Origin of the sequence: Pseudomonas sp. HMSC076A11, assembly GCF_001810205.1 — a bacterium.
Classification (GTDB): domain Bacteria; phylum Pseudomonadota; class Gammaproteobacteria; order Pseudomonadales; family Pseudomonadaceae; genus Pseudomonas; species Pseudomonas aeruginosa.
Genome location: NZ_KV800311.1, coordinates 224,374 through 238,788 on the forward strand (window position 1 = coordinate 224,374; position 14,415 = coordinate 238,788).

The window sequence follows — 14,415 nt, forward strand, 5'->3', positions numbered from 1 at the left end:
GGGCGGCGCTCGAGCCGATCTGCGAGCCCCGCCCGGCGGTGAAGCCGAGGAAGCCGCTGAGGCTGACCCGCGGGAACAGGTCGGCGGTGGCCACGCCGACGTCGGCGGTGCTGGCGGCCAGGCGCCGTTCGGCGGCGCGGATGTCCGGCCGGCGGCGCAGCAGTTCGCCGGGATCGCCGATCGGCAGGGCCTTGGTGATCGCCGGCAGGTCGCGCGGCGAAAGGTCCACTGTCAACTCTTCCGGCCGTTGGCCGAGGAGGGTGGCGATACGGTGCCTGGCGCGCTCGGCTTCCGCCTGCAGTTGCGGCACGCTGGCGGCGGTGGCCGCCAGGCGCGCATCGGCGCGCAGTACGTCGAGTTCGGCACCGACCCCGGCGTCGCGCAGTTGCTCGGTGAGCTGGCGCGACTCCTTCTGGTTCTCCAGGTTGCTCAGGGCAATCTTCTCGCGCAGTTGCGCGCCGCGCAGTTGGCCGTAGGCGTCCACCAGCTCGGCGATCAGGCTGACCTGCAGTTGCTGCAGGTCGGCCTCGGCCGCTTCGCTGAGGGCGTCGCTGGACTCCAGCTGACGGCGGATGCGCCCGAACAGGTCAAGCTCCCAGGCGCTATCCAGGCCAAGGTCGTAGCGCTCGCTGTTGACCCGGTCCTCGGTCACTCCCGGTTGCTGGCCCTTGCCGATGTCGGCGCTGGCGCGGCTGGTGACCACCGGGAAGCGATCGTTGGCCACGTCGTCGCGCAGGGCGCGGGCGGCGCGCAGGCGGGCGAAGGCCACGCGCAGGTCGCGGTTGCCGCTCAGCGACTGTTCGACCAACTGGTTCAGGGTCGGATCGTCGAACTGTTTCCACCACAGGCTTTCGAAGCGGCTGCGGTCGTAGGGCTTGCTCGCCGTGGCGTCGATCTTCGCCGCCGCGGTGTCGGGGGTCCGGTAGTCCGGACCCACCGTGCAGGCGCTGAGCGCCAGCAGACTGAACAGACCCAGGGCGGACGCGAGCCCGCTCCGGATCGACTGCGCGTGAATCATGCATGCACCTCTGGCAGGCCTTTGTCGTTGGCGGCGCGGCGCGCTTCGCGGTTCTCCACGAAGCGGCGGATGAGGACGTAGAACACCGGCGTCAGCAGCAGGCCGAAGAAGGTCACCCCGATCATCCCGGAGAACACCGCCACGCCCATCGCATGGCGCATCTCGGCGCCGGCGCCGGTGGAGATCACCAGCGGCACCACGCCCATGATGAAGGCGATGGACGTCATCAGGATCGGCCGCAGGCGCAGGCGGCAGGCTTCCAGCACCGCGGCGACGCGGTCCATGCCTTCCTCCTGCTTGTCCTTGGCGAACTCGACGATCAGGATCGCGTTCTTGCACGCCAGCCCCACCAGAACGATCAGGCCGATCTGGGTAAAGATGTTGTTGTCGCTGCCGGCCAGGATCACCCCGGTGATCGCCGACAGCAGGGTCATCGGCACGATCAGGATCACCGCCAGCGGCAGGCTCCAGCTCTCGTACTGGGCGGCCAGCACGAGGAAGGCCAGCAGCACGCAGAGCGGGAAGACGAACAGCGCGGTATTGCCGGCGAGGATCTGCTGGTAGGTCAGCTCGGTCCACTCGTAGGTCATGCCGTTGGGCAGTTCCTCCTTCAGCAGCTTCTCGATCGCCGCCTGCGCCTGGCCGGAGCTGTAGCCCGCGGCCGGGGCGCCGTTGAGTTCGGCGGTGATGAAGCCGTTGTAGTGCATCACACGGTCCGGACCGGAGGTGTCGCTGACCTTGATGAAGGACGCCAGCGGGACCATCTCGCCGAGGTTGTTGCGCACCTTCAACTGGCCGATCTGCTCGGGTTCGAGGCGGAACTGCTGCTCGGCCTGGACGTTGACCTGATAGGTACGGCCGAAGCGGTTGAAGTCGTTCGCGTACAGCGAGCCGAGGTAGACCTGCAGGGTGTCGAAGATGTCGCTGATCGCCACGCCGTGGGTCTTGGCCTTCTCGCGGTCGATGTCGGCGTCGATCTGCGGCACGTTGACCTGGTAGCTGGAGAACACCGAGCTGGGTTCCAGCTCAGGCAGCGCACGGGCCTTGGTGATGATGTTCTGGGTCTGCTTGAACAGCTCCTCGTAGCCCTGGTTGCCACGGTCCTCGATCTGCAGGCGGAAGCCGCCGATGGTCCCCAGCCCCTGTACCGGCGGCGGCGGGAAGATCGCGATGTAGGCGTCCTGGATGTCGGCGTACTTGGCGTTCAGCGCGGCGGCGATGGCCCCGGCCGACTGGCTCGGGTCCTTGCGCTCGTCGAACGGCTTCAGCGGGGTGAACACGATGCCGCTGTTCGGGCTGTTGGTGAAGCCGTTGATCGACAGGCCGGGGAAGGCCACCGAGTCCGCCACGCCGGGCTGCGCCAGGGCGATCTCGGACATCTGCTTGATCACCGCCTCGGTACGGTCCAGGCTGGCCGCGTCGGGCAACTGGGCGAAGGCCACCAGGTACTGCTTGTCCTGCTGCGGGACGAAACCGGTCGGCGTGCTGGAGAAGCCGAAGTAGGTCAGCACCATCAGCCCGCCGTAGACCAGCAGGGCGATCGAGCTGCCGCGCAGGACCCGGTTCACCGTGCCGACGTAGCCATGGCTGGCGCGGTCGAAGAAACGGTTGAACGGACGGAACAGCCAACTGCCGAGGAGCTTGTCGAGGAACACCGAGAAGCGGTCCTTCGGCTCGTGGTGGCCCTTGAGCAGGACCGCCGCCAGCGCTGGCGACAGGGTCAGCGAGTTGAACGCCGAGATCACCGTGGAGATCGCGATGGTCAGGGCGAACTGGCGGTAGAACTGCCCGGTGAGGCCGGAGATGAACGCGGTCGGGATGAACACCGCGCAGAGCACCAGCGCCGTGGCGATGATCGGCCCGGTCACCTCGCGCATGGCACGCTTGGTGGCTTCCACCGGCTTGAGGCCGAGGCCGATGTTGCGCTCGACGTTCTCCACCACCACGATGGCGTCGTCCACCACGATGCCGATGGCCAGTACCAGGCCGAACAGCGACAGCGCGTTGAGCGAGAAGCCGAGCATGTGCATCACCGCGAAGGTGCCGATCAGCGACACCGGCACCGCGGCCAGCGGGATGATCGAGGCGCGCCAGGTCTGCAGGAACAGGATCACCACCAGCACCACCAGCACCAGGGCTTCGAACAGGGTGTGCACCACCGCCTCGATGGAGCCGCGGACGAAGATGGTCGGGTCGTAGACGATGGAGTAGTCCATGCCTTGCGGGAAGCTGTGCTTCAGCTCGGCCATCTTCTCCCGCACCAGGTTGGAGATCTCGATGGCGTTCGAGCCGGGACGCTGGAAGATCGGGATCGCCACCGCCGGCTTGTTGTTCAGCAGCGAACGCAGGGCGTACTGGTTGGAGCCCAGCTCGACCCGGGCGATGTCGCGCAGACGGGTGATCTCGCCGTTGGCGCCGGCGCGGATGATGATGTTCTCGAACTCTTCCTCGGTGACCAGGCGACCCTGGGTGTTGATCGACAACTGGAAGCTGGTATCGCTCGGCGCCGGCGGCGCGCCCAGGGTGCCGGCGGCGACCTGGCGGTTCTGCTCGCGGATGGCGTTGACCACGTCGGTGGCGGTGAGGTTGCGCGAGGCGACCTTGTTCGGGTCCAGCCAGACGCGCAGCGAATAGTCGCCGAGGCCGAACAACTGGACGTCGCCGACGCCGTCGAGGCGGGCCAGTTCGTCCTTCACGTTGAGCACCGCGTAGTTCGACAGGTAGAGCATGTCGTAGCGGTTATCCGGCGAGGTCAGGTGCACGACCATGGTCAGGTCGGGCGAGGCCTTGTCGACGGTGATGCCGAGCCGGGTCACTTCTTCCGGGAGCTTCGGCTCGGTCCGGGTGACGCGGTTCTGCACCTGCACCTGGGCGTTGTCCAGGTCGGTGCCGAGGGCGAAGGTGATGGTCAGGGTCAGCTTGCCGTCGGAGGTCGACTGGGAGGACATGTAGAGCATGTTCTCCACCCCGGTGATCGCCTGTTCCAGGGGAGAGGCGACGGTCTCGCCGATGACTTTCGGGTTGGCGCCGGGGAAGTTGGCGCGGACCACGACGGTCGGCGGCACCACTTCCGGGTATTCGCTGATGGGTAGCTGGAACAGGGAGATGGCGCCGCCAATCAGGATCAGCAGCGACAGCACCGCGGCGAAGATCGGCCGCTGGATGAAGAATTGGGAGAAATTCATCGGTTCTTCCTATCGCCGCGCTCAGCCGCGCGGCTCGTTGCGAGTGGCGTTGTCCTTGGACGCCGCCACCTTCGGTGGTTCGCTGTCGCCGACCGACTGCCGCAGGCGCGCGAGGGTGGCCAGGGTGTCGGCGCTGGCCATCTCGACCTTCTGCGGATCCACCTGCATGCCCGGGCGGACCCGCTGCAGGCCATTCACGACGATCCGGTCGCCCTTGCTCAGGCCGCTGCGGACGATGCGCAGGCCCTCCAGCTTCGGTCCCATCTCGACGGTGCGGTAGACGGTCTTGTTGTCGCCATCCAGGACCAGCACGAACTTCTTGCCCAGGTCGGTGCCGACCGCTTCGTCCTTGATCAGGGTGGCGGCGTAGGTCTTGCTGCCGACCAGCTTCAGGCGCACGTAGAGGCCCGGGGTGAACTCGCCCTTGGCGTTGTCGAACACGGCGCGGCCGCGGATGGTGCCGGTACGCGGGTTGACCTGGTTGTCGAGGAAGTCCAGCCGGCCCAGGTGCGGGTTGCCGTCCTCGCTGCTCAGGCCGAGGTACACCGGGCTCTCGCTGCGCGTGTCGCGACCGGCCTGGCGGGCCAGCTCGACGTACTTGAGGAACACGCGCTCGTCGGCGTCGAAGTAGGCGTAGACCTTGTCGGTGCTGACCAGGGTGGTGAGCAGGGTCTCCCCGGAGTTGACCAGGTTGCCGGCAGTGACCTCGGCGCGGCTGACGCGACCGTCGATCGGCGCGGTGATCCGGGTGAAGCTCAGGTTCAGGCGTGCCGCGTCCAGTTGCGCCTGGGTCGCGGCGACCGCCGCCTTGGCTTCCTGGGCGGCGGTGGTGCGGGCGTCGGCGAGTTCCGCGGAGATCGCGTTGCTGGCGCGCAGGCGTTCGCCGCGCTGGGCTTCGTTGACGCTCCGCGCCTGGGCCGCGCGGGCCTGTTGCAGCTGGGCTTCGAGGCGCTTGACCTCGGCCTCGAACGGGCGCGGGTCGATCTGGAACAGCAGGTCGCCTTTCTTCACCAGTGCGCCTTCATGGAAGGCCACGCGGTCGATGTAGCCCGACACCCGCGGGCGCAGCTCCACCGACTCCGGGGCCTCCAGGCGGCCGGTGAATTCGTCCCACTCGTTCAGCGGTTGTTCGATGACTTCGGCGACGCTGACCTTGGGCGCCGCCATGCCTTGGGTGGTTTCCGGGGCCTTGCCGCAGGCGCTCAGGACCAGTACGGCCGCGAGTGCGAGGGGGTAGCGCCAGGAGAAGTGGGATGACTGTTCCATGCTTGACTCCGCCAGTCGGTTTTTCGGGATTGGCGAAGTCTGCGGGCTGCTCCGGCAGGGAACTAATCGAACGACGAGATTTTGATTATCACGAACAGTGATACATGGTTTTTCGTTTTCTGTAACAGTCGATGGTTATGGACAGTGCTTTCGATGGAATAAGCCGCACACCCGCGGCGCGCGATCGATTTTCCCGTTGCGACGCCTCGTGCGGGTAGCTGCCGGAGGGCTCAGAGACTGTCCGGATCGCCGATGAACATGCTGATCCGCGAGCGCAGCCAGCGTTCGGCCGGATCGTTGTCCTGGGCGCCGCGCCAAGCCATCGACAGTTCGAAGGCGCGGGTCTCGAACGGTGGGTCCTCGGCGCGTAGGCCGCCGGCGGCGATCAGCGCCTGGGCGGCGTAGTCGGGCACGGTGGCGATGATGTCGGTGCCGGCCAGGAGGGTGCCGAGGCCGTTGAACTGCGGCACCGCCAGGACCACCTTGCGTTTGCGGCCGAATTTTTCCAGCTCCTCGTCGACGAAGCCGCTGAGGTCGCCGGCGAAGGACACCAGCGCGTGCGGTCGCGCGCAGTAGTCGTCGAGGGTCAGCTGGCCGGGCGCGGAGTCGGCGCGGAGGATCTTCGGCTTGCTGCGGCGCACGGTCTTGCGCTTGGCGTTGGCCGGCAGTTCGTCGGTGTAGCTGACGCCCACCGAGATCTCCCCCGAGGCCAGCAGGTTCGGCATCAATAGATAGTTGGCGCGGCGCACGACGAGGACGATCCCCGGCGCCTCCGCGCGCAGGCGGCGGAGCAGGGGCGGCAACAGGCCGAACTCGACGTCGTCGGAAAGGCCGATGCGGAACACCGCGGTGCTGGTCGCCGGATCGAACTCGCTGGCGCGACTCATGGCGGTGGAGATGGAATCCAGCGCCGGCGACAGGTGGGCGAAGATTTCCTGGGCTCGCGCGGTGGGTTCCATGCTGCGTCCGGTACGGACGAACAGCGGGTCGTCGAACAGCGTGCGCAGGCGCGACAGCGCGGCGCTGATGGCCGGCTGGCCGAGGAACAGTTTCTCTGCGGCGCGGGTCACGCTGCGTTCGTGCATCAGGGTCTCGAACACGATCAGCAGGTTCAGATCGACGCGGCGCAGGTCGTTTCGGTTCATGGCGTTCCTCGTTTCCAGGGGCTAGAGGCTGCAACCGCGGGGGCTCGCCGTCAAGCCTTGCGTGCGAGACGGGGCGGGGCCTGGCGAGGTGCCGGAGGGGCATAGGATCACTGACAGGCATAGCCATTATCAATAACGACGGGTGGTTTTGTCAGGCATGGGCGGATACAGTCACAACCCATGAGGTTATTCACCCCGTGATGCACTGCAGAGGTTTGCGATGTCCCGAGTGATCCGTTTTCATCAGTTTGGCCCGCCAGAGGTCCTCAAATGCGAAGAGCTGCCGACCCCGGCGCCGGCCGCAGGGGAAGTCCTGGTGCGTGTCCAGGCGATCGGCGTGAGCTGGAAGGATGTGCTCTGGCGTCAGAACCTGGCCCCGGAGCAGGCTGCGCTGCCGTCCGGTCTCGGCTTCGAACTGGCCGGCGAGGTGCTGGCGGTCGGCGCCGGCGTCGGCGACCTGCCGCTGGGTTCCCGTGTGGCCAGTTTCCCCGCCCATACCCCCGATCATTATCCGGCCTATGGCGACGTGGTGCTGATGCCGCGCGCGGCCCTGGCGGTCTACCCCGAGGTACTCACCCCGGTGGAGGCCAGCGTCTACTACACCGGCCTGCTGGTGGCCTATTTCGGCCTGGTCGACCTGGCCGGGTTGAAGGCCGGGCAGACCGTGCTGATCACCGAGGCGGCGCGCATGTACGGGCCGGTCTCGATCCAGTTGGCCAAGGCTCTCGGCGCGCGGGTGATCGCTTCCACCAAGTCCGCCGAGGAGCGCGAGTTCCTCCGCGAGCAGGGCGCCGACAAGGTGGTGGTGACCGACGAGCAGGACCTGGTCCTGGAAGTCGAGCGCTTCACCGAGGGCAAGGGCGTCAATGTCATCCTCGACGAATTGGGCGGCCCGCAGATGACCCTGCTCGGCGATGTCTCCGCCACCCGCGGCAAGCTGGTGCTGTATGGCTGCAACGGCGGCAACGAGTCGGCGTTCCCGGCCTGCGCCGCGTTCAAGAAGCACCTGCAGTTCTACCGCCACTGCCTGATGGATTTCACCGGTCATCCGGAGATGGGCCTGGAACGCAACGACGAGTCGGTGAGCAAGGCCCTCGCGCACATCGAGCAACTGACCCGCGATCGCCTGCTCAAACCGGTGGTCGACCGGGTATTTGAGTTCGACCAGGTGGTCGAGGCGCACCGCTACATGGAAACCTGTCCGAAGCGCGGCCGGGTGGTGATCCACGTCGCCGATTGAGGACGACCCGCAGCGAAAGAGCCCGGCCATCGAGCCGGGCTTTTTCGTGGGCGCGGTTTCAGATCCACAGATCGTTGACCGCCGTCCGCTCGCCGCCCTGGTCGCCGGTGTTGCGCACGCCGCAGGGCTCCACCAGGAGCATGCGCACCTCGCCCTCGGCGAACGGCTTGTGCTCCACGCCGCGCGGCACCACATACATCTCGCCGGGGCCCAGGTGCACCGCGCCGTCGCGGAAATCGATGCGCAGGCGACCGGCGAGGACGATGAAGGTCTCGTCGGTGTCGGCGTGGCTGTGCCAGACGAAGTCGCCTTCGATCTTCACCAGCTTGAACTGGTAGTCGTTCATCTGGGCGATCACCCTGGGTTGCCAGCGGTCGTCGAACAGGGCGAGCTTGGCGGCGAAGTTGATCGCTTGGGTTGTGCTGGTGGACATCGGTGCGCTCCGGTGGTTGGTCTCTGGCGCCAGGGTAGGCGGCTACGGAGCGGGCGGTCTTGGATGATCGTGCAACCTGGCTAGGCGCGGCCGAGCATACGCAGCCAGCGTGCCGGCGGCAGGCCGTAGCTCTGGCCGAAATGGCGGGTCATGTGGCTCTGGTCTGTGAAACCGGCGGCAAGCGCGGCTTCGGCCAGCGTCTGGCCGCCGAGCATCAGCCGGCGGGCGATGTCCAGCCGGCGCTGGATCAGGTAGCGGTAGGGGCTGGTGCCGAACAGCGCGCGGAAATCGCGCGACAGGCTCCAGCGTTCGCGCTGGGCGACCTGCGCCAGTTCGTCGAGGCCCAGCGGGCGCTCCAGGTGCGCGTGGATGTACTGCCGGGCGCGCTCGGCGGCGACGAAGTCGAAGTGGCGCCTGCCGCGCGCCCGGTTGCCGGCCACGGCGTCGAGGGCGTGGGCCAGTTCGAACAGGGCGTCCTGTTCTTCCAGCGGCTCCAGCGGGGTATCCATGGCCTGTAGCAGGGCCCGGCTGGCGGCGATCAGGCGCGGGTCGTCGGACAAGCCCCCGCGCACGAACGGCAGCGGCCGGCCGCCGAGGGCCTGCTGGATCAGCGCCGGCTCGACGTAGAGCATCCGGTAGCGGAACCCTTCCTGGCTGCCGGCCTCGCCGTCGTGCAGCTCGTCGGGATGCAGCACCAGGCAGCCGCCCGGCAGGCTGTGGCGCTGGCTGCGGCGATAGCGGAAGCTCTGCACCCCGGCCAGGGTCTGGCCGATGGCATAGGTGTCGTGGCGATGCGGATCGTAGCCGTGGCCGGCGAAGTAAGCCTCGATGCGTTCCACCGCACCGTGTTGCGGGGCGCGTCGAACCCAGTCGCGGGGCGTATTGGCGTGGCTCATGGGGAAAGGCTCGTGGCGCGGAAGGTTCAGGCTAGCGCTTCGTTGGCGCGACTGGAATAGCCGGACGGCGTCTCGCCGAATACTGTGCGGAAGGCACTGGCGAAGCTGCTCGGGCTTTCGTAGCCGAGCGACCAGGCGACCTCGCCGACCGCCTGGCCCGCTGCCAGCCGTTCGACGGCCGCGTGCAGTCGCGCCAGTTGCCGCCATTGCGCGAAGCTCATACCGGTCTCGGCGCCGAACAGCCGGCTCAGGCTACGGCTGCTGAGGCCCGCCCAGCGTGCCCATTCGGCCGCCGGCCGCGGATCGCCGGGGTTGGCCAGCAATGCCTCGGCGATCCTGCGCAGGCGCGAATCCCCCGGATAGGGCAGGCGGGTCCGCTGGGGCACGGCGTGGCGCAGTTCGTCCAGCAGCACGCGCAGCAGGTTCTCGCGTTCGGTGCTCCAGGCGGAGCCGGTCGGCCAGCGGGTGGCGCGTTCGACGATCAGCGCCACGAAAGCCGAGCAGGCGAGCACGCCGGGGTGCCGGGGCAGGTCGCGGCAGTGTTCGGCGGCGAGGTAGGCGCTCCAGCCCGCCAGGCTGCCGTGGGAGTGCGCCGAGTGTGGGTGACCCGGTGGGATCCAGGCGATCTGGCGCGGAGGCAGGGCCTGGCGGCCATGCTCGTCCTCGACCACCAGAAGGCCGCGCTCCAGGCAGTAGAGCTGGCCGCAGGCATGGCGGTGGGAGGCCGTGCGGCTGGCTGCGCGGTCGATGCGCAGGGCGAAGAGCGGGACGGGCAGGGGTTCCGGAAGCATTTGGCGGAAAAGCGACGATGATTGGCTCGGGATGGATAATAGGCCATTCGACTGCGGATGTAGCCTGGCGGCTCATCATTCTTGCCTGGAGCACGCTATGAAAGCCGAAGACATCCTTCCCGACCGACAGGACCGCATCCGCCTGGGCGGCGTGGAGATACGCAAGGGCAGCGTCGGCGCGTTCATCGCCAACGCCCGGCTGCTGCTTGAGGAGGAACTGCCCGCGGCGCAACGGCGGCAGGCTGAAGAAGACCTGCGCGCCCTGCTGCCGGCGATCCGGGCACTGGGGCTGCTGGAACTCTTCGAACTGCGCGACGCGCGACTGCGGACGCTGGTGGCGGATTGGGAAAACGCCGCTGGCCGCTCCTGAGAGCGGCACACGGGCACTGGAGGTATCAGTCGTCGATGCAGCTTTCGATCAGGCGTTGCAGGGCTTCGCGCTCACTGACCGGCGTGCGCATCGGCATGTGCGCGAGGCTGCCGTCGCGGCGCTCGATGATGTACTCGGTCTCGAAGTGCAGGGTGCAATCCTCGAGGCTCACATAGGTGACGCCATAGGTCGGGGCCTTGCGGGAGCGGGCTGAGAGCATGGATGCCTCCTTGGGCTCATTTCTTCTCGCTGGTCGGCGCGGGCGCGCTGGCCTGAACCGGGCGAGTAGGGGTCACTGCATTGCTGTAGAACGCGGAAGCGGCGAAGTAGCTGGCGAGGGCGCTGAAGCTGGACATGATCGGTTCTCCTGGGGAAGGGTGGGCGTCTGCCCTTGGAGAGCATGTTTGCCCAGCGGGAGAACCGGCAGAAGTAAAAAGCCTGCATGGTGTATATCGAGCGCGGTGATGGATCAAGCGACCCCCTCCAGCCTTGCGACTGTTCGCCGGTGTTACCATATGACGTGTTTTTTTCTCAGGAATTCCCATGGCCAAGCGTGGACGCCCCTGCGGCTTCGATCGTGAACAGGCATTGCGCCGGGCGCTCGACGTGTTCTGGGAGGCCGGCTACGAAGGCGCGACCATGGCCGCGCTGAAGGAGGCCATGGGTGGCATCTGCGCGCCGAGCATGTATGCCGCCTATGGTTCCAAGGAGGCGCTGTTCCGTTCGGCGGTGGAACTCTACCTGAGCCAGGAGTGCCAGCTTTCCAAGGGCGCCTTCGCCCTGCCGACGGCGCGCGAGTCGATCGCCGCGCTGCTGGAAAGCGCCGCCGTCAGCTACACCACCGAAGGCAAGCCGCGCGGTTGCCTGGTCGACCTCAGCACGACCAATTTCTCGCCGGCCAACAAAGGCGTCGAAGACTACCTGCGCGATCACCGGCGGCGCGCCGCGCGCCTGCTGCGCGAGCGTTTCGCACGAGGCGTGGCCGACGGCGACGTGCCGGCCGGAGCCGATCTCGACGCGCTCACCAGTTTCTACAGCAGCGTGCTCCAGGGCCTGTCGATCCAGGCCCGCGACGGCGCCAGCCGCCAGCAGTTGCTGGCCATCGGCCGCTGCGCGATGGCGGCCTGGGATTCCCTGCTGGCGGTCGAGGCCGCCTGACGCCACAGCGCGCCTTGACTGGAAAAAGCCCATGGATTCTCCGTGGGCAAAAACTATAACGCGTGATATAGAATTGATCCAAACCCCGGGCGAGGTCCTTCCGCGCGTGTCTCGCGCCCTGGCCATCGCCCGCTGCCGATTGGAGCCTTCATGACAACGCTTGCTGATATTCCCCTGTCCATGCTCGACCTGGTGCCGGTGCGCACCGGCGGCAGCGTGGCCGAAGCCCTGCACAACTCCCTGGACCTGGCGCGCCATGTGGAGCGCCTGGGCTTCAACCGTTTCTGGCTGGCCGAGCACCACAACATGGATGGCATCGCCAGCTCCGCCACCGCGCTGCTGATCGGCCATATCGCCGGCGGCACCTCGCGGATCCGCGTCGGCTCGGGTGGGGTGATGCTGCCGAACCATGCGCCGCTGGTGGTGGCGGAAAACTTCGGCACCCTGGAGACGCTCTACCCGGGCCGCATCGACCTCGGCCTTGGCCGCGCCCCCGGCGCCGACCAGGCGACCATGCGCGCCTTGCGTCGCGACCGCCTGGGCAACGGCGACGACTTCCCCGAGCAGGTCGCCGAGCTGGAAATGCTGCTCGGCCCGCGCCGTTCCCAGCAGAGCCTGCTGGCGGTGCCGGGCGAGGGTACCCAGGTGCCGATCTGGCTACTCGGTTCGAGCCTGTTCAGCGCCCACCTGGCGGCGCAGAAAGGCTTGCCCTATGCCTTCGCTTCGCATTTCGCACCGCGTTACCTGCACGAGGCGCTGCGCATCTACCGCAGCAACTTCCAGCCCTCGGCGGTACTCGACAAACCTTACGCGATGATCGGCGTGCCGCTGATCGCCGCACCCACCGACGAAGAGGCCGAGTTCCTCGCCACTACCGCCTTCCAGCGCGTGCTGGCGCTGATCCGCGGCGAGAGCCTGAAACAGAAGCCGCCGGTGGAAAGCATGGCGCCGTTGTGGCTGCCCCACGAGCAGGATGCGGTCGGCAGCTTCTTCGGCCTGGCGGTGATCGGCGGTCCGGAGAAGGTTCGCGCGCGCCTGGAGATCCTCCTGGAGCAGACCGGCGCCGACGAGCTTATCTTCACCAGCGACTTCTACGAGCACGCCCATCGGCTGCGCTCTTGCGAAATCGTCGCGGGGCTGAAAGGGGCGTGATCCGGGGCCTGTAGGGAAAATGATGTAGACCTGCGTGCGGTAGGGTCTTTCGGCGATAGGTTTTTTGGTTCTAAACTTAGAACTAAAAACAATAAGCCAGAGAGGAACCCTGCCATGCCGGTTGCACACCGACTGCTGTTTTCATTGACCGCCTTGCTGGCGGCGACGGCCCAGGCCGCCGTCGACGGCCAGAAACTCTACACACAGGGCGGCGCCAACCCGGCCGCCGCGGCCTGCGTCACCTGCCACGGCGCCGATGGCATGGGCCTGGCCGCCGCCGGCTTTCCGCGCCTGGCGGGCCTTCCCGCCGCCTACCTGAGCAAGCAACTGCACGACCTCAAGCAGGGCGGCAGTCGCGAGCACCCGGTGATGAAGGGCATAGCCGATGCTCTCGGCGACGACGAGATCCAGGCGCTCGCCAATACCCTCGCGGCAATGCCGGCGCCCAAGCCGGTGGCGCTGTCGCGCGTGGCCACCCCGCGCAGCCCCGGCGAGACCCTAGCGGTACGTGGCGCCTGGGAGCGCAACATTCCCGAGTGCGTGACCTGTCACGGTCCGGCCGGCAGCGGCGTGGGGGAGGCCTTCCCGCCGTTGCAGGGGCAGGGCGAGATGTACCTGAGCAACCAGTTGCGCGCCTGGCAGCTTGGCACTCGCCGCAACGACCCGAACGATCTGATGGGACATATCGCCAAATCCCTCAGCGAAGAGGAGATCCGCAGCGTCAGCCAGTTCTTCGCCACCCTCGGTCAGGCAGGAGGCCAGCCATGAACATGCCGTCGATCCTTTCCCTGGCCGTCGCCGGCCTGCTGGTCGCTCCCGTCCACGCGGCAACGGCGCCCTCGGAGCCGTTCCAGCCGCCGGCGGAAAGCAGCCTCCCGGACAACGCCTTCGGCGAAATGGTCCGCCAGGGCCAGGCGCTGTTCGTGGAAACCCGGAAGAACGCGCCGCATCTGGTCGGCAACCAGCTCAACTGCGTCAACTGCCATCTCGACCAGGGCCGCCGGGCCAACTCCGCGCCGCAGTGGGCGGCCTACCCGGTCTATCCGGCGTTCCGTGCCAAGAACAACAAGGTCAATACGTTCGCCGAGCGCCTGCAGGGCTGCTTCCAGTTCAGCATGAACGGCAAGGTGCCGGCGGCCGACAGCCCGGAGATCAAGGCCCTGACCGTCTACGCCTATTGGCTGGCGAGCCAGGCGCCGACCGGGGTCAGCCTGCCCGGACGCGGCTATCCGGACGTGGCCCCGCCGGAAGGCGGCTACAGCATCGAGCGCGGCGCCAAGGTCTATGCCGCGCAGTGCGCGATCTGCCACGGCGCCGACGGCCAGGGCCAGATGGCTCTGGGGCAGACGGTGTTCCCACCGCTGTGGGGCGCGCAGTCGTTCAACTGGGGCGCGGGCATGCACCGCATCAACACCGCGGCCTCCTTCATCAAGTACAACATGCCGCTGGGCAAGCCCGGTACCCTCAGCGACCGCGACGCCTGGGACGTCGCCGCCTTCATGAACAGCCACGAGCGCCCGCAGGACCCGCGCCTGGTGGACGGTTCGGTGGAGAAGACGCGGCAGAAGTTCCATGCCAACGACGGCGTCAACCTGTACGGACAGAAGGTCAACGGCGTGCTGCTGGGACAGGGAATCTGACCCTCGTGGCCTGGCGTCCGCAGGACGGAGACCCGGTCCGGCGGAAGCAGGTCGGCGCGGGGGTAGGGCGGATAACGCCAACGGCGTTATCCGCCGATGCCTGGGCCTCGGTCCGGCGGAT

General features: G+C 67.5%; 15 protein-coding genes. 6 read left to right on the top strand and 9 right to left on the bottom strand.

Translation table 11 applies throughout. From position 1 onward, the window contains the following. From oprN to mexT, 4 genes are all read right to left on the bottom strand, one after another. Positions 1–1,018: multidrug efflux RND transporter outer membrane subunit OprN (gene oprN, locus HMPREF2716_RS17610; protein WP_049880373.1), on the bottom strand; the 1,018-nt coding region annotated here is incomplete at its 3' end. Continuing rightward, the gene (gene mexF / locus HMPREF2716_RS17615) at positions 1,015–4,203 is read right to left on the bottom strand and encodes a multidrug efflux RND transporter permease subunit MexF (RefSeq protein ID WP_003089834.1); all 3,189 of its coding nucleotides are present in this window, start codon (positions 4,201–4,203) and stop codon (positions 1,015–1,017) included. The genes mexF and oprN, both read right to left, overlap by 4 nt. Before the next feature lie 21 nt (positions 4,204–4,224). Beyond that, entirely contained in the window at positions 4,225–5,469 is a 1,245-nt protein-coding gene (gene mexE, locus HMPREF2716_RS17620; protein WP_003103549.1) for a multidrug efflux RND transporter periplasmic adaptor subunit MexE, read from the bottom strand. A 230-nt stretch (positions 5,470–5,699) separates the two neighbouring features. Beyond that, on the bottom strand, positions 5,700–6,614 hold the full coding sequence (gene mexT, locus HMPREF2716_RS17625; protein WP_003089829.1) for a multidrug efflux system transcriptional regulator MexT: 915 nt from the start codon (positions 6,612–6,614) through the stop codon (positions 5,700–5,702). Positions 6,615–6,834: 220 nt separating this feature from the next. On the opposite strand from mexT, the gene mexS reads away from it, so the two are divergent. Then, entirely contained in the window at positions 6,835–7,854 is a 1,020-nt protein-coding gene (gene mexS / locus HMPREF2716_RS17630; RefSeq protein ID WP_003103552.1) for an oxidoreductase MexS, read from the top strand. A 58-nt stretch (positions 7,855–7,912) separates the two neighbouring features. Here mexS and HMPREF2716_RS17635 read toward each other — a convergent pair whose 3' ends face one another. The 3 genes from HMPREF2716_RS17635 to HMPREF2716_RS17645 form a co-directional block, all read right to left on the bottom strand. Next, positions 7,913–8,287, bottom strand: coding sequence for a cupin domain-containing protein (locus HMPREF2716_RS17635; protein ID WP_003089825.1), 375 nt, complete (start codon positions 8,285–8,287; stop codon positions 7,913–7,915). A gap of 80 nt (positions 8,288–8,367) precedes the next feature. After that, positions 8,368–9,183 carry an AraC family transcriptional regulator gene (locus HMPREF2716_RS17640; RefSeq protein ID WP_003103554.1) on the bottom strand — a complete coding sequence of 272 codons (816 nt, stop codon included), beginning with the start codon at positions 9,181–9,183 and terminating at the stop codon, positions 8,368–8,370. Positions 9,184–9,209: 26 nt separating this feature from the next. Further along, positions 9,210–9,974: an AraC family transcriptional regulator gene (locus tag HMPREF2716_RS17645; protein ID WP_003122659.1), complete on the bottom strand. Its 765-nt coding sequence runs from the start codon at positions 9,972–9,974 to the stop codon at positions 9,210–9,212. A gap of 97 nt (positions 9,975–10,071) precedes the next feature. On the opposite strand from HMPREF2716_RS17645, the gene HMPREF2716_RS17650 reads away from it, so the two are divergent. Further along, positions 10,072–10,344, top strand: coding sequence for a hypothetical protein (locus tag HMPREF2716_RS17650; RefSeq protein WP_003089816.1), 273 nt, complete (start codon positions 10,072–10,074; stop codon positions 10,342–10,344). A 25-nt stretch (positions 10,345–10,369) separates the two neighbouring features. On the opposite strand, the gene ptrC is transcribed toward HMPREF2716_RS17650, so the two are convergent. Further along, positions 10,370–10,564 (bottom strand): type III secretion system co-regulatory protein PtrC, encoded by a 195-nt coding sequence (ptrC, locus tag HMPREF2716_RS17655; protein WP_003089814.1) that lies wholly within the window; start codon positions 10,562–10,564, stop codon positions 10,370–10,372. A gap of 16 nt (positions 10,565–10,580) precedes the next feature. Continuing rightward, entirely contained in the window at positions 10,581–10,700 is a 120-nt protein-coding gene (locus tag HMPREF2716_RS29970) for a PA2485 family small membrane protein (protein WP_003089810.1), read from the bottom strand. Positions 10,701–10,887: 187 nt separating this feature from the next. Between HMPREF2716_RS29970 and HMPREF2716_RS17660 the strand changes: the two genes are divergently transcribed. From HMPREF2716_RS17660 to HMPREF2716_RS17675, 4 genes are all read left to right on the top strand, one after another. Beyond that, positions 10,888–11,502 carry a TetR/AcrR family transcriptional regulator gene (locus tag HMPREF2716_RS17660; protein ID WP_003089808.1) on the top strand — a complete coding sequence of 205 codons (615 nt, stop codon included), beginning with the start codon at positions 10,888–10,890 and terminating at the stop codon, positions 11,500–11,502. 150 nt (positions 11,503–11,652) lie between these two features. After that, entirely contained in the window at positions 11,653–12,654 is a 1,002-nt protein-coding gene (locus HMPREF2716_RS17665; protein ID WP_003089806.1) for an LLM class flavin-dependent oxidoreductase, read from the top strand. 114 nt (positions 12,655–12,768) lie between these two features. Beyond that, positions 12,769–13,422, top strand: coding sequence for a c-type cytochrome (locus HMPREF2716_RS17670; RefSeq protein WP_003103563.1), 654 nt, complete (start codon positions 12,769–12,771; stop codon positions 13,420–13,422). Next, the gene (locus HMPREF2716_RS17675; protein WP_003103565.1) at positions 13,419–14,294 is read left to right on the top strand and encodes a c-type cytochrome; all 876 of its coding nucleotides are present in this window, start codon (positions 13,419–13,421) and stop codon (positions 14,292–14,294) included. The genes HMPREF2716_RS17670 and HMPREF2716_RS17675 overlap by 4 nt, the downstream gene beginning before the upstream one ends. Positions 14,295–14,415: the final 121 nt, after the last annotated feature.